We start from the raw sequence: 17,705 nt of genomic DNA, 5'->3' as shown, positions 1-17,705 counted from the left end.
CACGCTACGCCGGCTGTGCTAACGAATCGCACATGACTGCACCCGACCTGCTCGCCGGCGATTTCGCCACGCTGCCCGACCTGATCCGCGTCCACGCCGCCGAACGTCCCGATGCCATAGCGGCCGCCGATCCGATCCGGCGGCTGAGCTGGTCCGAACTGGACGCAATGATGGACCGCATCGCCGCGCGGCTGCAGCAGGATGGCTTTGCCAAGGGCGACCGCACCGCGATCGCGGGGCTGAACAGTGTCGAGCAGATGGCGGTCATCCTCGGCACGCTGCGCGCGGGCGGAGTCGCCGGGCTGATCACCAACAGCGCGACAGGCGAGCAGATGGCGGCGATGATCGCCGACACCGGCGCGCGCCACCTGTTCCTCGACAGCGCCGCCTCGGCAAGCCTGGAGGGCCAGGTCGTCACCGCGAGCGACCGCATCGCGATGGACGGCAGCGCCGTCGGCACGCCGCTGGACGCCTGGCTGGCGCTCGCGGGGGCGAAACCCGCGCCGGTCGACATCCTGCCCGGGGACGGCTTCAACATCATCTATTCGTCGGGGACGACGGGCACGCCGAAGGGCATCGTCCACAGCCATGCGATGCGCTGGCAGCATATCGTCCGCGGCGCCCCGGCCTATGGCCCGAACGCGGTGACAGTGCTGTCGACCCCGCTCTATTCGAACACCACGATGGCGAGCTTCATGCCGACCGTCGGGTCGGGCGGGCAGGTCGTGTTGATGAAGAAATTCGACGCGCGCGGCTTCCTCGAACTTGCGAGCCGCGAGCGCGCGACCAATTGCATGCTGGTACCGGTGCAATACCGCCGGATCATGGCGCTCGACGATTTCGATTCGTTCGACCTTTCGAGCTTCGTCATGAAATATTGCACCTCGGCGCCCTTCGCCGCGTCATTGAAAGCCGATGTGCTGAAGCGCTGGCCGGGCGGGCTGGTCGAAATCTACGGGATGACCGAGGGGGGCGCGGCCTTCATCCTCGAGGCGCATCAATTCCCCGACAAGCTCCACACCGTCGGCCGCCCGGCGCCGGGGCATGTCGCCAAGGTGATCGACGAGGAGGGCAAGGAGCTGCCGCAAGGGTCGGTCGGCGAGGTCGTCGGCCGCTCGCCCGCAATGATGACCGGCTACAACAACCGCCCCGACGCGACCAAGGCGATGCACTGGTACGACGGCGACGGCAATCTCTTCTATCGCCACGGCGACATCGGGCGGATCGACGAAGACGGTTTCCTGACATTGATGGACCGGGCGAAAGACATGATCATCTCGGGCGGCTTCAACATCTTCCCGAGCGACCTCGAGGGCATCTTGCTGGCCGACGCGCGCGTCGTCGAAGCGGCGGTCGTCGGCATGCCGAGCGACGAATGGGGCGAGACGCCGGTCGCCTTCGTCGTGCTCAAGGACGGCGCCGATGCGGACAGCGTGCGCGCCGATTGCAACGCCAAGGTCGGCAAGACCCAGCGGCTGAGCGCGATCACGGTGGTCGACGAACTGCCGCGCAGCCCGATCGGCAAGGTGCTGAAGCGCGAACTGCGCGATCGTTACGCGGTGAGCCCCGCCGCCTGAATCGCCGCGAGCACGCTCTGGAAGCGCGCGTCGCCTTCGCCCTTGACCCACGCCCAGCGCGCCCCGCGCCGGTCGAGTTCGGCGATCGCGGCGTCCATGAACTGGCGCCGCGCGAGCTCGCTGCCGAACAGCCGCGTGCCGTCGTCGCGCCAGGGCAAGTCGAGCGCGGGGACCAGATAGAGGTCGGCGACATCATCCCACGCGTCGATCGCGGGCAGCCGTGCGCCGAGCAGCATGATCGCCCACGCCTGCGTCATCAGCGGGTCGGTGTCGGCGATCATCAGCGGCCCGGCGTGACGGCGCAGCGCCGCATCCATCGCGACATGGCCGGCGAAGATGCGCAAGAGGTCGTCGGCGTCGAGCGACGTGCCGAACGCCTCGCAATAGGTGCGGCCATATTCGGGCATCAGCACGGTATCGAAATGGCGCGCGAGCCGCGTGCCGAGCGTCGATTTGCCGACGCTTTCGGGGCCGTGGAGGACGATGCGGCGGCGGTAATGGGCACGCACGGGCTCGGCGAGCCACCGCCATCCGGTGGCGGGTTCGCTCCGCACCGCGGTGCCCGACACGGGGATCGCGGTGCGGTCGATATCGACCGGCACGAAGCGCGCGCCGACATGCGCCGCGAGTTCCTCGCCATAGGGTTCGGAGGCGAAGACCATATCGATCGGCGGCGGATGCGCGACGCGGACGATATCGGTCCAGATCGCCCAGAAATCGGGATGATCGGCGGGCTCCTGCGGAACGACGGCATCATGGCCGATCACGTCGCAGTCGGGATAGAGGTCGCGCACCCATTGCAGCCGCAGTTCGCCCGCAACCGGATCGCCCGGCAGCCAGCAGACGAGAATCGTCAGCCGGTCGACCATCGCGCGCGCGGTTTCGATTAACAGCTGGTGCCCGGCGTGGAGCGGCATGAACTTGCCGAGGAGAAAGCCGGTGGTCATGCCGTCACTCCAGCACGCGCCGCGCGGCGCCACTGGAACAGGCCGACCAGCGACATCAGCAGGAACAGGCCATAGAGCCCGGCGGTGAGCGTCAGCCCGCGCGAGGCGAAGAGCGGGATGGCGAGCAGGTCGACCCCGATCCACAACCACCAATTCTCGACCATCCGCCGCGCCATGAGGATCTGCGCGGCGACGCTCATCATCGCGATGCCGCCGTCGACCCACGGCGCGGCGGCGTCGGTGAAGCGCGCCATGCCCGCGCTCCACACCAGCCACGCCCCAACGATTCCCGCGACCCACGTGAGCCGGCTTTTGGGCGCCATCCAGCGCACCGGCACCTGCGCCGCCGCGCTCGCCGCGCGCCACGCGACCCAGCCGTAGACCTGCACGACGAAGAAAAAGACCTGGAGCAGCGCGTCGCTGTAGAGCCGTGTTTCATAGAAGATCAGCGCGTAAAGGCAGACCATCGCGAGGCCGAAGGGATAGTTCCAGACGCTGCGCGCGACGATAAGCGCGACGTTGAGCAGCCCGAGCCCGACCGCCAGCCATTCGAGATCGCTCATGCCGCGGCCTGGCTCCGCGGCCGCGTCCACAGCCCGTCGCGGCTGATCCGCCGCTGCGGCGGGCGGCGCAGCACCGACCAGCCCGCGCGCGCGACCCAGCCCAATTTGGCAAGGAGCGAGGTGCCCGCGCGGTGGTCCCACGCATGGTCGCCGCGCGCGCGCACCTCGCGCGCGATGTCGCCATAGATGCCCGCGGCGGCGAGCACCGCCCAGCGGCTGCGCGGGGGCAGCTTGCGTGCACCCCAGCGCGCCGACGCTTCATATTCCTCGGCCATTTCGGACAGCCATCTGGCCATCACCGACAGCCGCGGACGAAAGGCGGGGTGCATATGCTGGCCGGGCGGGATGTCGAGCTCGACCATCCATTCGACGGGCAGATAGCAGCGGTCGGCGGCAGCGTCCTCCGCCACGTCGCGCGCGATATTGGCGAGCTGGAAGGCGATGCCGAGATCGGACGCGCGGTCGAGCGTCGTCTCGTCCTCTGGGCCGACCCCCATCACCAGCGCCATCGCGACGCCCACGGCGCCCGCGACATGATAGCTGTAGCGCAAGAGGTCGGCCTCGCTGCGCGGGCGCCAGTCGGCGGCGTCGAGTTCAAAGCCCGCGATGATGTCGTCGATCACCGCGCGCGGGATCGCGACTTCGGTGAGCAGATAGCCCAATGCGTCGAATGCGGAGTCGCCGGTCGGCTGACCCGCATAGGCCTTGTCGGTCAGCGCGCGGATGCGCGCCACCGCGGCCTTGGCATCATGGCCCGCGGTCATGGTCCCGCCATGGTCCTGCCCGTCGGTCAGGTCGTCGGCGGCGCGGCACCAGGCGTAGAGCAGCCACACGCGCTCGCGCGTTTCGCGGTCGAACAAGCGGCTGGCGAGCGCGAAGCTTTTCGAGCCGTGCGCGATGCTGTCGTGCGCGAAGCCGTGCAGGGTTTGGGAGTCGTAGGTCAAATTCCCCTCCCGCGTGCGGGAGGGGAGTTCCAGGTCGAATGTGCCCCCGGCACATTCTTGATCAGCCGGGGGCTGATCAACCTGAAACTGGGAGGGCATGTCGAAAGGAACTGACCTAACAGGCCCTCCCCCGACCCCTCCCGCAAGCGGGAGGGGAGAAAAAGGCCCCCCGGCCATTTCATTACAGATCGTCGGCCTTCATCGTGAAGATCGGCGCGTGCGGCTCATACGCCGCCATCTTGTCGAGCAGCGGCTCGAGGCTGGCGTCGACGATCATGATACCGGCGTGCGCCGGGCGGATGAAGCCGACCGCGATCATATGCCGGTTGAAGGCGATCAGGTCGTTGTAGAAACCCGCGGCGTTGAGCAGTCCGACGGGCTTGGCGTGATAGCCGAGCTGCGCCCAGCTGATCGCTTCCCAGAGTTCGTCCATCGTGCCGACGCCGCCGGGGATGGTCAGGAAACCGTCGCTGAGGTCGGTGAACATGCGTTTGCGCTCGTGCATGCCGCTGACGACGTGCAATTCGGTGCAGCCGCGATGCGCGACCTCGCTGCCGACGAGCGCGTCGGGGATCACGCCGATGACCTCGCCGCCCGCTTCCAAGGCGCTGTCGGCGACCGCGCCCATCAGCCCGAGACGGCCGCCGCCATAGACGACGCCGATGCCCTTTTCGGCGAGAGTGCGCCCGACGTGGCGCGCGGTGTCGATATAGACCGGGTCGGCGGGGGTGGCGGAGCCACAATAGACGGCAAGGCGTTTCATTGTCTGGGTTGCTTTCAAAATTCCGTTCGGCCCCGGACTGGGATCCGGGGTTGTCGAAGCCCCTTACTTCTTCCTGCGCCTTTGAAGGAAGAACAGCCCTTCGACAAGCTCAGGGCAAACGGATTTAGGAATCGAGCATCAATGCGGCCGTCGCTTTTGCGCTCCCCACCACGCCCGGAATCCCGGCGCCCGGATGCGTCCCCGCGCCGACGAAGTAGAGGTTGGAAATCACATCGTCGCGATTGTGCGCGCGGAAATACGCGCTTTGCCAGAGCACCGGTTCGAGGCTGAACGCGCTGCCCAGATGCGCCGACAGGTCGCGGCCGAAATCGGCGGGGGTGTAGTGGAAGCGCGTGACGAGATTGGCGCGGAGGCCGGGGAGGATGCGCGCCTCGACCTCGTCCAGTATCGCATCGGCGAATTGCTGCCCGAAGGCGCCGTCCCAATCGGTCTGCGATTTGCCGAGATGCGCGACGGGGGCGAGCGCATAGAAGCCGGCATGGCCGGACGGCGCCATGCCGGGATCGGTGATGCTCGGGTGGTGGAGATACAGCGAGAAATCGTCGGGCACGACGCCGTTCCGGTAGATGTCGTCGAGCAGCCCCTTGTAGCGCGGGCCGAAGAGGATGCTGTGGTGCGCGATGGCGGGATAGTCGCCCTTGACCCCGAAATGCACGACGAACAGCGAGGGCGACCAGCGCTTGCGCGCGAGGCTCTTGGCGACCTTGGTCCCACGCTGGTGACCAAGCAGGTCGCGGTAGCTGTGCATCAGATCGCCGTTGCACGCGACCATATCGGCCGCGCCGTTCCAGCCGCTCGCGGTCGTCACACCGGTGGCGCGGTCGCCCTGCGTCTCGATGGCCGTCACCGGATCGCCGAGCCGCAGCGTGCCACCCAATCGCTCGAACAGCCGCACCATGCCACTGACCAGCGCATTGGTGCCGCCGCGCGCGAACCACACACCGCCGTCCTTTTCGATCGTGTGGATCAGGGCATAGATGCTGCTGGTCGTCATCGGATTGCCGCCGACGAGCAGCGTGTGAAAGGACAAAGCCTGCCGGAGCCTTTCGTCCTGCACATAAGAGGAGACGATCGAATAGACGCTGCGCCACGCCTGATATTTCATCAGCGCGGGCGCCGCCCGGATCATCGAGGCGAAGTCTAGGAAGGCGACCGCGCCGAGCTTCACATAGCCCTGTTCGTAGACGCCCTTCGAATAGGTCAGGAATTTCTCGTAGCCCGCGACATCGGCGGGGTTGAGCTTCGCGATCTCGGCCGCGAGCGCGGCCTCGTCGTTTGAATAATCGAAGTTCGTGCCGTCGGGCCAGTTCAGGCGGTAGAAGGGCATGACCGGGACGAGGTCGACGTCGGCCGCCATATCCTGGCCGCTCAGCGCCCAAAGCTCGTGCAGGCACGGCGGGTCGGTGATCACCGTCGGCCCGGCGTCGAAGGTGAAGCCGTCCTGCTTCCAGTGATAGGCGCGCCCGCCGGGCTTGTCGCGCGCCTCGACGATCGTCGTGGTCACTCCCGCCGATTGCAGCCGGATCGCGAGCGCGAGGCCGCCGAAACCGGCGCCGATGACAATGGCTTTACGGCTCATTTCCAGTCGAACTTGCGGATCGCGCTCAGCGCCCGGCCGACCGGCACCGGCGGCTTGCCCGCCAGCAGGCGGAGCTTGTCGCCGCGCGTCGATTGCCCGGCGTAGAAGCGCGCGATCAGCCGCGGCGACAGGCGATAGAAACGCTCGAAGACGCGCACGCGCTCGGCGGGCTCGGCGGCGCGGAACAGCATCGTGTCGAGCAGGCGATAGAAGCGCTGGCGCCGCCAGCCGCTCGCCGCGCGGTCGCGCAGCTTCGCGGGTAGGTCCGCGCCGTCCACCAGCGCCGGCAGCGCCACGGCGGTGCGCACCGCATCGGGCAGCGAATAGCCGGTGGTCGCGTGGAACGCCCCGGCGCGCGTGCCGATCCGCCCGACCTTGTCGCCCTCGGGCCAGAAACGGTCGAACTCGCCCGCGATCACCACCGGCAGCACGCCCGTCTCCTCGCGCGTATGGCCGGTCACCTCCCACTCGCGCCACGCGGCATAGGCGCCGATCCGCTCGCGGATCAGATCGGCATCGAGGTCGGGGCTGTCGCTGTAATAAGTGTCCTCGACGAATATCGTCTCTTCGTCGAGCGGCAGCAGATAGACGAAACGATAGCCGTCGAGTTGTGCGACGCGCGCGTCCATCACCACCGGGTGGGCGAGCCCGTGGCCACCCTTCACGGTCAGCGCCTGCCCGACGAATTTCTGCCAGCCGCAGGTCAGACCCAAAAGATTGCCCGCGCCGCGCGCATCGATGACGTGGCGCGCATCGAGCCGCCCGCCGCGGCCGAAGAGCAGATGGTCGGGCGCGACATGCTTGGCGCGGTCGGCGACGACGCGCTCCGCGGGCAGCGCCGCCGCGACCGCCTCGGCCAGCGCCTCGCCGGTGATGCTCTTATAGCCCATGCGCAGGGTGCGCGCGTGATGCGGGAAACGCACGTCGTAACCGTGCCAATAATGGCGGACGAGCGGCGCGACGAGCCAGCGGTCCTTCTCGGCGATGTCGCCGTCGAAAAACGACCAGATATGGTTGCCGCCGATCGCCTCGGGTTCGATCAGCCGCACGTCGAGATCGGGACGTTTGGCGGCGAGCGCCAGCGCGGCGAGCCCGCCTGCGAGTCCGCCGCCGACGATGGCGATGTCGCAGGAGGGGGCGGCGCTGGTCATGGATTTGGCGTAGCGGAGTATCGGCAGTCGGGAAAGCCGATTACCCTTTCCCCACCCCGTTTGCGCTGAGCTTGTCGAAGGGCCGTTCTTTTCTTCCGACGAACGAAGAAGGACTGTGCTTCGACAACCCCGGATCAAGTCCGGGCACGAACGGGGATGGGTGGGTGACAAGTCCTCCGGCTTGCGCCAAGAATCGCGCATGGCCGACCCGCGCATCCAGCCCGCCACCATCGACGATGCGGCCGCGATCGCCGCGATCTACGCGCACCATGTCGCGCACGGCACGGCGAGCTACGACACCGAGCCGCGCAGCATCGCCGCGACCGAGGCGCTGATCGCCGACCATCTGGCGAAGGGCTGGCCCTTCCTTACCGCCTGCGATACCCAAGGCGCACTGCTCGGCTATGCCTATGCCAGCCAGTTTCGCCCGCGCGCCGCCTATGCCTGGGCGTGCGAGGACAGCATCTATGTCGCGCCGACCGCGCAGGGTCGCGGGGTCGGGCGCGCGTTGCTCGATGCGCTGCTGGTAGCGGCGGAGGCGTGCGGGTTCCGCACCATGGTCGCGGTGATCGGCGGCGCCGAGCCCGCCTCGATCGCGCTGCACACCGCCTGCGGCTTCACCCACGCCGGGCGGCTCGCCGGGATGGGATGGAAGCACGGGCGCTGGCTCGACACCGTCTATATGCAGCGCGCGCTGGGACCCGGCACCGCCGCGCCGCCCGCTTGACTCGGTGCGCGAAACACCCGATTCCTGCGCCATGAGCAAACAGGCCCGGGTCATCGCCGTCTACAGCCTGAAGGGCGGGGTCGGAAAGACCAGCCTGGCGGTCAACCTCGCCGCCGAGGCCGCGTTGCAGGCGGGCGGCAGGACGCTGCTCTGGGACCTCGACGGCCAGGCGGCGTCGAGCTTCATCCTCGGCCATGACGGCCCCGGCAAGCGCACCGCCGACCAGGTGTTCGACCGCGATGTCGCACCGGCGAAGCTGGTCGTGCCGACCGCGATCCCCGGCCTCGACCTGTTGCCCGCCGACACCTCGCTGCGCGGGCTCGACGCTTTGTTCCTCGACGCCGGCAAGAAGAAGAGGCTCGTCCGGCTGATCGAGGAGATCGGCGCAGGGTACGACCGCGTCATCCTCGACTGCCCGCCCGGGCTGACCGAAACGAGCGAGCAGATGATGCGCGCCGCCGACCTGATCATCGTGCCGGTCATCCCGTCGCCCTTGTCGCGCCGCGCGCTCGACGAGGTGATCGCGCACCTGCGCCCGGCGAAAAAGACCAGCACCCCGCTGCTGCCCGTTTACGCGATGGTCGATGCCCGCCGTGCGCTTCACCGCGATGCGCTCGCCGCTGAGGCGGCGTGGCCGGTGCTGCCGATGGCGAGCATCATCGAGCAGATGGCGGTGCGCCGGGGGCCGGTCGCCGCCTATGCCCGGCGCAGCAAGGCGGGTGGGGCCTATGCGGCGCTGTGGGAGCGGGTCGCCGCGCTGCTCGGCACCGCCAAAAAGAAGTGAGCGCCGCGGGCGCCATCCTGCTGTCGGCGCTGGCGATGACGCTGATCGTAGGCGTGCGCTACCTGATCAGCAGCGGCGGCTTCGCGCTTGCGACGCGGATCCGGCACCCCGGCCTCTATCGCGGGCTCGAGGTGCAGATGAAGCGCGAGATCGGCTGGAGCCTCGCGAGCGCGGCGATCTATGGCATTCCCGCGGGCGTCGTCGCCTGGGGGTGGCAGGAGCAGGGCTGGACGCGGATCTATACCGGCGTCGGCGATTATCCGCTCTGGTACCTGCCGGTTAGCCTGCTCGCCTATCTGGTGATCCACGACAGCTGGTTCTATTGGACCCACCGCTGGATGCACCGGCCGCGCTGGTTCCGCATCGCGCATGCGGTGCATCACGACAGCCGCCCGCCGACCGCCTGGGCGGCGATGAGTTTCCATCCGCTCGAGGCGGTGACCGGCGCGGTCGTCATCCCCGCGCTCGTCTTCCTGATCCCGATCCATGTCGCGATGCTCGGCCTCGTCCTGACGATCATGACGGTCATGGGGGTCGGCAATCATATGGGGTGGGAAATGTTTCCGCGCGCGCTTGTTCATGGACCCGCGGGGCGCTGGCTGATAACCGCGACGCATCATCAGCAGCACCACGCGGCCTATCGGGGGAATTATGGGCTTTATTTCCGTTTCTGGGACAAGGCGTGCGGCACCGATCTGGGGCTCGGCAGCTTCGGCGCTGCTGCTGACCGCGGCGAGCGCGCCGCCCCCTAGCGTCGACGTCAGCCTGACGGGGCTGCGCAACGCCAAGGGCCAGATCCTCGTCTGCCTGACGACCAATGCCAAGGCCTTTCCCGATTGCAGCAAGGACAAGGCGTCGGTGCGTTTGGCGGTGAAGGCCAGCGATGCGGCGCATTTCAAGATCGCGGCGCCCGCGGCGGGCACCTATGCGATCGCGGTCGTCCACGACGAGAACAGCAACAACAAGATGGACCTCGCGATCTTCCTGCCCAAGGAAGGCTTCGGCTTCTCGCGCAACCCGACGATCACCGTCGGCGCGCCGAGTTTCAAGTCGGCGAGCTTCGCGGTGACCGGCGACACCGCGCAGGCGATCAAGATGAAATATATGCTGTAGACGGCGCGCCTATCGGCCGGCCATGTCCATGCAATGGCCCATCTGCGCTTCGGCCTCCGCCTCCGGCAGGGCCTCGAACGCCGCATCGTCGAAGTTCGCGACCACGACGGCGAGGTGGGCGGCGGCGATTTCGTTCCGGCCGTTTTCGGCATAATATCGCTGTTCGAGCCGCGCGACGATGTCGCCGAACGCCTTGGCTTCCTTGCTCCCCGCGGGCAGCCCGGGCAGGAAGCGCGCCATGATCGCGTAGCAATGCGCGACATCGGGCGCCTCGGCGCCGCCCAGCATCGCAATCGGGCTCAAACCGGTGACGAGGCCGTCGCCGTCGCCCGACAGGTCGATGCTGTCATAGAGCGGCCGGCACTGCTCCACCCCCGCCTCGACCATCGCCAAGGCGGTCTTTTCGCCCTGCCCTTCGCCGAGCATGCCGAAGGTGAATTCCTCGAAATCGGCCTTGTAGGCGGCGCGGACCTCAGTCTCGCTCATTCCCGTTTCGGTCATGATCGCCTCGGCCAGCCGCCCCGCCAACGTCGCGGCACTTGCGGCGGTCAGGCCATAGCTCTTGTCCGAAACCCCGCGCCCGACATCGTACATCAGCGCGCTGGCGATCGTCGCACAGCGTATCTCGCGACGGCGCGGTTCGGGCAGCGCGGCGAGGATCGGCGCGCCGTCGATTTCAGGCAGAGCCGCCGCGTCCATCGCCTCTTCGCCGCCGAAAGGTTCGGCAAAATCCATGGCGTCACCGGCCATCTCCATGGCATCGCTCGCCGGCAGCGCGTCGATGATGGCGGGATCGGTCGCCGCAGCATCGACCAGCGCGACGCAGGTGGCGAACCGGGCCTCGATCAGCTCCGCGTCGGTCATCGATGCCGCCAACGCCGCGCGGAAAGCCTCTTCGGCAGGTTCGCTGCTACCTTGCGCGCGCTGGAAGAAGCGGACCATTTCATCGGCCCTGATGGCATCGATGGCGCTTGCATCGCGCTCCGCAGCAAGCGCCGCGGCATGCTCGGAGGCGACGAGGCAATAGCGCATCTCTGCCGGATCGCGTACCATCTGGACATAATTGGGCTCGAACAGCGCCAGCAGCAGCATCCACATCACAAGGTTTCCCTCCGTCGCCGACCCCGCTCGCAATGCTTAGGAAATGCACAAGGCTTGGCAAGCGTCATTGTCGCGGCACCGCGGCGCGGCTAAAGCAGCGCGCGTGACCGCGCTCCCCTCCCGCATCGCCGCTTTCGCCGACCGCTGGCCCAGGCTTGTCGCCCTGCTGCTCGGTGCCGTGTCGGCCACCGGTTTCGCGCCGCTCCACCTGTGGCCGCTGACGCTCGCCGCGCTCGCGGGCTGGATGGCGCTGGTCGCGCGCAGTCAAAAAGGCCGGCGCGCCCTCGGCATCGGCTGGGCCTTCGGGGTCGGGCATTTCACCATCGGGCTGAACTGGATCGCGACCGCCTTCACCTATCAGGCGGCGATGCCCGCCTGGCTCGGCTGGATCGCGGTGGTGCTGCTGGCGCTGTACCTGGCGGTCTATCCCGCGCTGGCGGCGTGGGGGGCTTGGATGATAGTCCCAAATCCTCCCCGGGGCGGGGAGGTGGCGGCGCGCAGCGCCGACGGAGGGGGGGCGCGTCTTTCCGCCGACGTCGCGCAAGGCAGCGAGCCCCCTCCACCACCGCCTCCGGCGGCGGTCCCCCTCCCCGTTCCGGGGAGGATTTCATTTTCCTTCATCCTCGCTTTCGCCGCGCTCTGGACGCTGACCGAATGGCTGCGCAGCTGGGTCTTCACCGGCTTTGCCTGGAACCCGCTGAGCGCGACCATCGTCGCGGCGGCGGCGCCGGCGGAATGGATCGGCACTTACGGTCTGTCGTCGCTGATCGTCCTCGCCGCGGGCTATATGCTCTGGTCCTGGTCCGAATTGCAGCGATCGTGGCGCGACGCTGCCGCTGCGCCCGCACCGACCGAACGGCAACAGCTCAGGGAGCAGCTAGGCGTCGGCGTCCTCATCGTGGCGGGCTGGGCTCTCGCGATTCTCCTTCCCGACGCCCCCGCACCGGCCGCCAGCACGGCAAGGGCGGTTCCCATCACCGTCGTCCAACCCAATGTCGGGCAGCAGGACAAATGGGTCGGCGCCAAGGCCGATGCCAATTTCGCCAAGCTCGCGCGGCTGACCGAGGCGAAGGACGCGAACCCGCGGCTGATCCTGTGGCCCGAGGCGGCGATCCCCGACTATCTCGAGACCGGCTATCCCTTCGTCTATTACGACCGCTCGCCCGCCGAGGCGCGCGGGCGGCTCGTGGCGCTGATGAACCCCGGCGACCTGATGCTGCTCGGCGGGCTGAAGCTCGAGTTCGACAAGACGGGCGAGGCGGTCGGCGCGCGCAACGCGGTGCTGACGGTGCACGCCGACGGCTCGCTCGGCCCGCGCTACGACAAGGCGCACCTCGTCCCCTATGGCGAATATCTGCCGATGCGGCCTTTGCTGTCGGCGATCGGCCTGTCGCGGCTCGCGCCCGGCGATATCGACTTCTGGCCGGGGCCGGGGCCTAAGACGCTCGACCTCGGCGGCTTCGGCAAGGCGGGGCTGCAGATCTGCTACGAGATCATCTTTTCGGGGCAGGTCGTCGACCGGGAGCACCGCCCCGATTTCATCTTCAATCCCTCGAACGACGCCTGGTTCGGGTCGTGGGGCCCGCCGCAGCATCTGGCGCAGGCGCGGCTGCGCGCGATCGAGGAAGGGCTGCCGGTCATCCGCTCGACCCCGACCGGGATCAGCGCGGTGATCGACGCCGACGGGCGCATTCTCGATTCGATCCCGATGCACCAGCCCGGGCGGATCGACACCGTGGTGCCGCGCGCGCACGCCCCGACGCTCTTTGCGCGCTACGGCAACGCGCTGCCCGTCGGATTCGCGCTGCTGCTGCTCGCGGCGGCCATTGCGTTTCGGCGGCGCGGGCGTTAACAGCGCCCCCGACATAAAGCTTCCTTTATATTCGTTCCAAGAAGGCTCCCATGCGCAACAGCTTCCTCTTCACCTCCGAAAGCGTGTCCGAAGGCCATCCCGACAAGGTGTCGGACCAGATCAGCGATTCGATCGTCGACCTGTTCCTGTCGAAGGATCCCGAGGCGCGCGTCGCGTGCGAAACGCTGACCACGACCCAGCTCGTCGTGCTCGCGGGCGAGATCCGCTGCAAGGGCGTGTTCGAAAATGGCGAATGGGCGCCGGGCGCGCTCGAAGAGATTGAAACAACTGTTCGTAACACGGTCAGGGAAATAGGTTACGAGCAGGACGGCTTCCACTGGGAAAGCTTCCGCTTCGAGAATAATCTCCACGGCCAGTCGGCGCATATCGCGCAGGGTGTCGACGAAAGCGGCGACAAGGACGAAGGCGCCGGCGACCAGGGCATCATGTTCGGCTATGCGTCGGACGAGACCCCCGACCTGATGCCCGCGACGCTCGACTACAGCCACAAGATCCTCGAGCGCATGGCGGCCGACCGCAAGGCCGGGACCGCCCCCTTCCTCGAGCCCGACACCAAGAGCCAGGTCACTTTGCGCTATGCCAACGAGCGCCCGGTCGAGGCGACCGCGATCGTCGTGTCGACCCAGCATGCGCCGGGCTATTATTTCCACAATGGCGAGGGCGACGAGGCGAAGTACCAGGAACTGCGCAAATATGTGCTCGGCGTGATCGCCGACGTGCTGCCCGCCGAGCTGCTGACCGCGAACACCGTCTATCACATCAACCCCACGGGCCGCTTCGAGATCGGCGGACCCGACGGCGACGCCGGCCTCACCGGCCGCAAGATCATCGTCGACACCTATGGCGGTGCGAGCCCGCACGGCGGCGGCGCGTTCAGCGGCAAGGACCCGACCAAGGTCGACCGTTCGGCGGCGTATATCACGCGCTATCTTGCCAAGAACATCGTCGCCGCGGGCCTCGCGCGCCGCTGCACGATCCAGCTGAGCTACGCGATCGGTGTCGCCGAGCCGCTGTCGATCTATGTCGACCTGCACGGCACCGGCAATGTCGATGAAGGCAAGCTGGAGGCGGTCATCCCGCAGCTCGTGCGCCTGACGCCGAAGGGCATCCGCACCCACCTCGGCCTGAACAAGCCGATCTACAAGCAGACCGCGGCCTATGGCCATTTCGGCCGCACCGCGACCGGCGAGGCCTTTCCGTGGGAGCGCACCGACCTGGTCGACAAGCTCAAGGCCGCGCTGGCCTGATTGCCTGCTTCGGCCGCGCCGCCCTTGCCGAAGGGCGGCGCGGCCGAGCGCTATGACGCTGGTTTCGCACGCTTCCATCGAATCGATTGCCAGCCGCCCGCATCCTCCTAGGCTCGGCTTGGGGGGTCGGTAATTTTGCCATTCATGGCCCCTGCCATCGGCACATGGAGGGGTTCATGACGGATATTCCGAATATCATCTGGGCGTGGGGCTGTTACGTCGCGCGCAGCCACGGGACGGGGTGCCATTTCACCCAGGCGCTCGACTATTCGCAGGCCAGCGAGCTCGACGGCGGCGACGGCGGCGGCTCCTATCATCGCTACCAATGCACCGCGAAGGTCAGTGATATCCAGCTGACGGTGAGCCAGGGAATGCCGCAGCCCGACTCCTATGTCGCGGCCGATATCTGGTACGACAATGATACCAGCGGGAGCCAGAGCATCACCTTCACTGCATCGGCGCAGACGCAGCAAAGCTATACGATGTCGATCACCGAGGCGATCAGCCTGGGCATCGAAATGTCGGTGACCGCGGGGGTCGCGGGGGTCGCGACCGACACGTCGAAAGTGTCGTTGACCATGTCGGTCTCGTCGACCCAGTCGACGACGACGGGACAGTCCCGCAGCTGGAGCGTGTCGGTTCCGGTGAGCATCCCGCCCCAGAAATCGAACCATTGCGTCGCTTATATGGACACCCAGCAATTCACCATCCCCTGGACCGCCGATTGCCGGATCAGCGGCAGCGTCGCGGTGTGGTTCGACGACTGGATCGACATCAACGGCGGCAGCGACGTCCACCATCTGTGGTTCGTGCCGATCGGCAGCGTTTTCCAGACGGTGATCGACAACAATCTGTACGACACGACCGGATATCGCGTCGAAGGCAATGATATCGTGGGGACGGTCGCCGGCACCTTCTCCGGCAGCGAAGGTGTCGACATCAACGCCCGCCCCGAAGAAATGCCGCTGCGTCCGCGGCCGGCGGCGGCGATGATGATGCCGCAGGCCGTGCCCGGCATTGCCGTGCCCGCCTGAACCCGGAGGCGCCGGACCGCCGCCCTTGCCGCGAATATGCGGCATCGGCGGCGGTTCCGCCGCATTCGCGCCCGCCCGGCGTTTTGACGCTTGCCGGACTCCCTCCGATCTGACAGCAAGCGGTCGGGGTCGGGAAGGATGCGCGATGGCAAGCCGCTGGCATCAGATGGTTTTTTTGCTGGCGCCGCTCGCCGCCGCGACGGCGCCTGCCGCCGCGCAGGACAAATTGCCGGTCAAGGCCGGCAAGCCCTGGACGCATATGCATAGCGGCATCGTCATCCCCGCCGCGCTCGACGAACTGCCGCGCGTGCGCGCGACGAGCTTTGCAGCGCCCGAACTCGAGATCAGCCAGAATTTCGCGTCGGACGACGGACGCCAGTCGCTCACCCTCTCGATCTTTCGCGATACCAACGGCGCGGTACCCTTGTGGTTCGCGCAGGCGCAGCGCGCGATCGTGCTGCGCGCCGACCTGAAGAACCCCGTGCTCGCGGTGCCGCCGACCGCCTTCACCCCGCCGGGGCAGGGCGCGGCGAGCGGGCTCAAGGCGGTCTATGCCCCGACCGAGGTCGAGGGGATCCGCAGCACCGGGGTCGCATTGTTCGAGATCGGCGACTGGTATGTGAAGCTGCGCGCCAACAGCGCAACGCTGACCCCGGCCGACATGGCCGACTGGATGGAGGGCGTGATCGCCGAGCTGACGCTGCCGCCCGGTAGCGCGGCGGCGGCGGTGCCGGTCGCCGATTGCAAGCCGAAGCTGGCGAAGGCCCCCGAAGCCGCCGACTCGACGCTCGCCGACGCGGCGCTGGTCGCGGGCGTGAAGACCCCCGCGGCGCGGATCGAGGCGAAGCTCTGGTGCCTCGAGCGCGTGGTGCGCGGCAATTTCACACTCTATCGCCCCGACGCGGCGCGCGACCGCTACCTGCTGGCGAGCGGCGACAACGGCAAGGCCTTCGCCGTCCTGCCGCAGGGCGGCGGGCGCACCCGCTATCATTCGGTCAATTTCCTGACCGCGCACCAGACGACGACGATGCCCGCGCAGAACCGCCTGCCCTCGCCCGAGCGCGTGCTGGGTCTCGCCGAGGCGAAGCGCATGGTCACCGCTGTTCCGACCTGGCCCCCCGCCGCCCCCGCTCCGCCCGCTGTAAGGACAACCAAATGACGCTGTTCCCGTTCAAGCCCGTCCTCCTCGCCATCGCCATGGCCGCCATTGGCGTCGCGCCCGGCGCGTCGGCGCAGGCGCCGCTCAAGGTCAAGGAAGGCAAGGCGTGGAAGCACAAGCATAGCGGCATTGCCGTGCCCGCGACGCTCGGCGGGGTCGCGCGCAGCCGCGCGACCGCCTTTGCCCCCGAGGAGCTCGACGTCGGGCTGCAGTTCGACACCGACACCGCGTTGGAGGCGCTGTCCTTCTACATCTATCGCAACACCAACGGCAATGTGGCGCTGTGGTTCGCGCAGGCGCAAAGCGCGGTCGAAAACCGCGACATCTTCCACAAGCCGACGCTGGTCGGCGCGGTGCGCGCCTTCACCCCGCCGGGGCAGACGGCCGCCTCGGGGCTGGCCGCGACCTATGCGCCGGGCGCGCCCTCGGCCTATCGCGGCACCGGCGTGATGCTGCTGCCCGTCGGCGAATTCTATGTGAAGGTCCGCGCCTCGTCGCAGAGCCGGTCGCCCGAAGAGCTCGCGGCATGGATGGACCAGGTGCTGGCGAGCATCGAGTGGCCGAAGTCGATCGCCGGCGCAGCGGCCGCCGAACCCGTCGTCGATTGCCCGACCAAGCTGGCCTATGCCGCCACCGCCAAGGACGCGCCCAAGGACGGCGCGGCCGCCCTGATGACCAGCATTCTGGCGCTGGCCGCCGCCAATCCCAAGCTCGGCGCCAAGGAGGATTCGCGCCCGGCCGCCTGGTGCCGCGAGGCGGTGGTCGCCCCGGTGCAGGCGGTCTATCGTCCCGACGGCGATCCCGAGCGCTACCTGCTCGCGGTCGGCGACAACGGCAATGCGGTGATCGTCGGCCCCGAACTCGCGATCACCGACGCCGAAGACGGCAAGACCGAAACCGCGTCGCGCTTTTCGGTGAGCCTGGTGCAGGCCGATGCGACGATCAATTATCTCGCGCAGGACGGCCTGCCCTCACCCGAGCGCGCGATGGAGGTCATCCGCGCCAATCGCAAGATTTCGCGCGTGCCGACCTGGGGCGACAAGCGCAGCATCGAGCTCGACAGCGACGCGATGTGACCGCGAAAGGACGCTGCGGGCTTTCGCGGCGGCGCATCCCGCGCTA

General features: G+C 68.0%; 17 protein-coding genes. 10 read left to right on the top strand and 7 right to left on the bottom strand.

Features of this window, described 5'->3' with window-relative positions; all coding sequences use genetic code 11:
- Positions 1-32 precede the first annotated feature (32 nt).
- On the top strand, positions 33-1,577 hold the full coding sequence (locus AC1RNQ_RS14750) for a class I adenylate-forming enzyme family protein (protein WP_493172139.1): 1,545 nt from the start codon (positions 33-35) through the stop codon (positions 1,575-1,577).
- Here AC1RNQ_RS14750 and AC1RNQ_RS14745 read toward each other — a convergent pair.
- From AC1RNQ_RS14745 to crtY, 6 genes are all read right to left on the bottom strand, one after another.
- Complete coding sequence (locus AC1RNQ_RS14745) at positions 1,553-2,524, bottom strand: AAA family ATPase (RefSeq protein WP_493172137.1); 972 nt, start codon at positions 2,522-2,524, stop codon at positions 1,553-1,555. The two genes, AC1RNQ_RS14750 and AC1RNQ_RS14745, sit on opposite strands and share 25 nt — an antisense overlap.
- On the bottom strand, positions 2,521-3,087 hold the full coding sequence (gene pnuC / locus AC1RNQ_RS14740) for a nicotinamide riboside transporter PnuC (protein WP_493172135.1): 567 nt from the start codon (positions 3,085-3,087) through the stop codon (positions 2,521-2,523). Before pnuC ends, AC1RNQ_RS14745 begins: the two co-directional genes overlap by 4 nt.
- Positions 3,084-4,031 carry a phytoene/squalene synthase family protein gene (locus AC1RNQ_RS14735; protein ID WP_493172133.1) on the bottom strand — a complete coding sequence of 316 codons (948 nt, stop codon included), beginning with the start codon at positions 4,029-4,031 and terminating at the stop codon, positions 3,084-3,086. The genes pnuC and AC1RNQ_RS14735 overlap by 4 nt, the downstream gene beginning before the upstream one ends.
- Before the next feature lie 181 nt (positions 4,032-4,212).
- Positions 4,213-4,794 (bottom strand): LOG family protein, encoded by a 582-nt coding sequence (locus tag AC1RNQ_RS14730; RefSeq protein WP_493172131.1) that lies wholly within the window; start codon positions 4,792-4,794, stop codon positions 4,213-4,215.
- Between the two features lie 124 nt (positions 4,795-4,918).
- On the bottom strand, positions 4,919-6,394 hold the full coding sequence (locus AC1RNQ_RS14725; protein ID WP_493172129.1) for a phytoene desaturase: 1,476 nt from the start codon (positions 6,392-6,394) through the stop codon (positions 4,919-4,921).
- Positions 6,391-7,545 (bottom strand): lycopene beta-cyclase CrtY, encoded by a 1,155-nt coding sequence (crtY, locus tag AC1RNQ_RS14720; protein WP_493172125.1) that lies wholly within the window; start codon positions 7,543-7,545, stop codon positions 6,391-6,393. Before crtY ends, AC1RNQ_RS14725 begins: the two co-directional genes overlap by 4 nt.
- 199 nt (positions 7,546-7,744) lie before the next feature.
- Between crtY and AC1RNQ_RS14715 the strand changes: the two genes are divergently transcribed.
- Genes AC1RNQ_RS14715 through AC1RNQ_RS14700 form a run of 4 tightly spaced genes read left to right on the top strand, consistent with a single transcriptional unit; the run spans position 7,745 to position 10,169 of the window.
- Positions 7,745-8,272: a GNAT family N-acetyltransferase gene (locus tag AC1RNQ_RS14715; protein ID WP_493172123.1), complete on the top strand. Its 528-nt coding sequence runs from the start codon at positions 7,745-7,747 to the stop codon at positions 8,270-8,272.
- 31 nt (positions 8,273-8,303) lie between these two features.
- Positions 8,304-9,056, top strand: a complete 753-nt coding sequence (locus AC1RNQ_RS14710) for a ParA family protein (protein ID WP_493172121.1) — start codon at positions 8,304-8,306, stop codon at positions 9,054-9,056.
- 35 nt (positions 9,057-9,091) lie between these two features.
- Complete coding sequence (locus AC1RNQ_RS14705; protein ID WP_493172605.1) at positions 9,092-9,808, top strand: sterol desaturase family protein; 717 nt, start codon at positions 9,092-9,094, stop codon at positions 9,806-9,808.
- The gene (locus tag AC1RNQ_RS14700) at positions 9,708-10,169 is read left to right on the top strand and encodes a DUF2141 domain-containing protein (protein WP_493172119.1); all 462 of its coding nucleotides are present in this window, start codon (positions 9,708-9,710) and stop codon (positions 10,167-10,169) included. The genes AC1RNQ_RS14705 and AC1RNQ_RS14700 overlap by 101 nt, the downstream gene beginning before the upstream one ends.
- 9 nt (positions 10,170-10,178) lie before the next feature.
- Here the strand turns inward: AC1RNQ_RS14700 and AC1RNQ_RS14695 are convergent, their stop codons facing one another.
- Positions 10,179-11,267, bottom strand: coding sequence for a hypothetical protein (locus AC1RNQ_RS14695; protein WP_493172117.1), 1,089 nt, complete (start codon positions 11,265-11,267; stop codon positions 10,179-10,181).
- A 106-nt stretch (positions 11,268-11,373) separates the two neighbouring features.
- On the opposite strand from AC1RNQ_RS14695, the gene lnt reads away from it, so the two are divergent.
- The 5 genes from lnt to AC1RNQ_RS14670 all read left to right on the top strand — a co-directional run bounded on the left by lnt (position 11,374) and on the right by AC1RNQ_RS14670 (position 17,659).
- Positions 11,374-13,122, top strand: coding sequence for an apolipoprotein N-acyltransferase (gene lnt, locus AC1RNQ_RS14690; protein WP_493172115.1), 1,749 nt, complete (start codon positions 11,374-11,376; stop codon positions 13,120-13,122).
- A gap of 50 nt (positions 13,123-13,172) precedes the next feature.
- Positions 13,173-14,390, top strand: a complete 1,218-nt coding sequence (gene metK, locus AC1RNQ_RS14685) for a methionine adenosyltransferase (protein ID WP_493172113.1) — start codon at positions 13,173-13,175, stop codon at positions 14,388-14,390.
- A 176-nt stretch (positions 14,391-14,566) separates the two neighbouring features.
- Positions 14,567-15,424 (top strand): ETX/MTX2 family pore-forming toxin, encoded by an 858-nt coding sequence (locus AC1RNQ_RS14680; protein WP_493172111.1) that lies wholly within the window; start codon positions 14,567-14,569, stop codon positions 15,422-15,424.
- Positions 15,425-15,569: 145 nt separating this feature from the next.
- Positions 15,570-16,583 (top strand): hypothetical protein, encoded by a 1,014-nt coding sequence (locus AC1RNQ_RS14675; protein WP_493172109.1) that lies wholly within the window; start codon positions 15,570-15,572, stop codon positions 16,581-16,583.
- Entirely contained in the window at positions 16,580-17,659 is a 1,080-nt protein-coding gene (locus AC1RNQ_RS14670) for a hypothetical protein (protein WP_493172107.1), read from the top strand. The genes AC1RNQ_RS14675 and AC1RNQ_RS14670 overlap by 4 nt, the downstream gene beginning before the upstream one ends.
- Positions 17,660-17,705: the final 46 nt, after the last annotated feature.

This window comes from Sphingopyxis sp. GW821-FHT12F08 (genome assembly GCF_058806755.1).
This window is presented reverse-complemented; position numbering and strand designations above follow the sequence as displayed.

Bases quoted from the DNA above. Each gene is read 5' to 3' on its own strand.
- AC1RNQ_RS14705 (WP_493172605.1), top strand. From the start codon at position 9,092: ATGACGCTGATCGTAGGCGTGCGCTACCTGATCAGCAGCGGCGGCTTC.
- metK (WP_493172113.1), top strand. From the start codon at position 13,173: ATGCGCAACAGCTTCCTCTTCACCTCCGAAAGCGTGTCCGAAGGCCAT.
- AC1RNQ_RS14695 (WP_493172117.1), bottom strand. From the start codon at position 11,267: ATGTGGATGCTGCTGCTGGCGCTGTTCGAGCCCAATTATGTCCAGATG.
- AC1RNQ_RS14715 (WP_493172123.1), top strand. From the start codon at position 7,745: ATGGCCGACCCGCGCATCCAGCCCGCCACCATCGACGATGCGGCCGCG.
- AC1RNQ_RS14725 (WP_493172129.1), bottom strand. From the start codon at position 6,394: ATGAGCCGTAAAGCCATTGTCATCGGCGCCGGTTTCGGCGGCCTCGCG.
- AC1RNQ_RS14675 (WP_493172109.1), top strand. From the start codon at position 15,570: ATGGCAAGCCGCTGGCATCAGATGGTTTTTTTGCTGGCGCCGCTCGCC.
- AC1RNQ_RS14670 (WP_493172107.1), top strand. From the start codon at position 16,580: ATGACGCTGTTCCCGTTCAAGCCCGTCCTCCTCGCCATCGCCATGGCC.
- AC1RNQ_RS14730 (WP_493172131.1), bottom strand. From the start codon at position 4,794: ATGAAACGCCTTGCCGTCTATTGTGGCTCCGCCACCCCCGCCGACCCG.
- AC1RNQ_RS14750 (WP_493172139.1), top strand. From the start codon at position 33: ATGACTGCACCCGACCTGCTCGCCGGCGATTTCGCCACGCTGCCCGAC.
- AC1RNQ_RS14710 (WP_493172121.1), top strand. From the start codon at position 8,304: ATGAGCAAACAGGCCCGGGTCATCGCCGTCTACAGCCTGAAGGGCGGG.
- AC1RNQ_RS14745 (WP_493172137.1), bottom strand. From the start codon at position 2,524: ATGACCACCGGCTTTCTCCTCGGCAAGTTCATGCCGCTCCACGCCGGG.
- AC1RNQ_RS14700 (WP_493172119.1), top strand. From the start codon at position 9,708: ATGGGCTTTATTTCCGTTTCTGGGACAAGGCGTGCGGCACCGATCTGG.
- pnuC (WP_493172135.1), bottom strand. From the start codon at position 3,087: ATGAGCGATCTCGAATGGCTGGCGGTCGGGCTCGGGCTGCTCAACGTC.
- AC1RNQ_RS14680 (WP_493172111.1), top strand. From the start codon at position 14,567: ATGACGGATATTCCGAATATCATCTGGGCGTGGGGCTGTTACGTCGCG.
- crtY (WP_493172125.1), bottom strand. From the start codon at position 7,545: ATGACCAGCGCCGCCCCCTCCTGCGACATCGCCATCGTCGGCGGCGGA.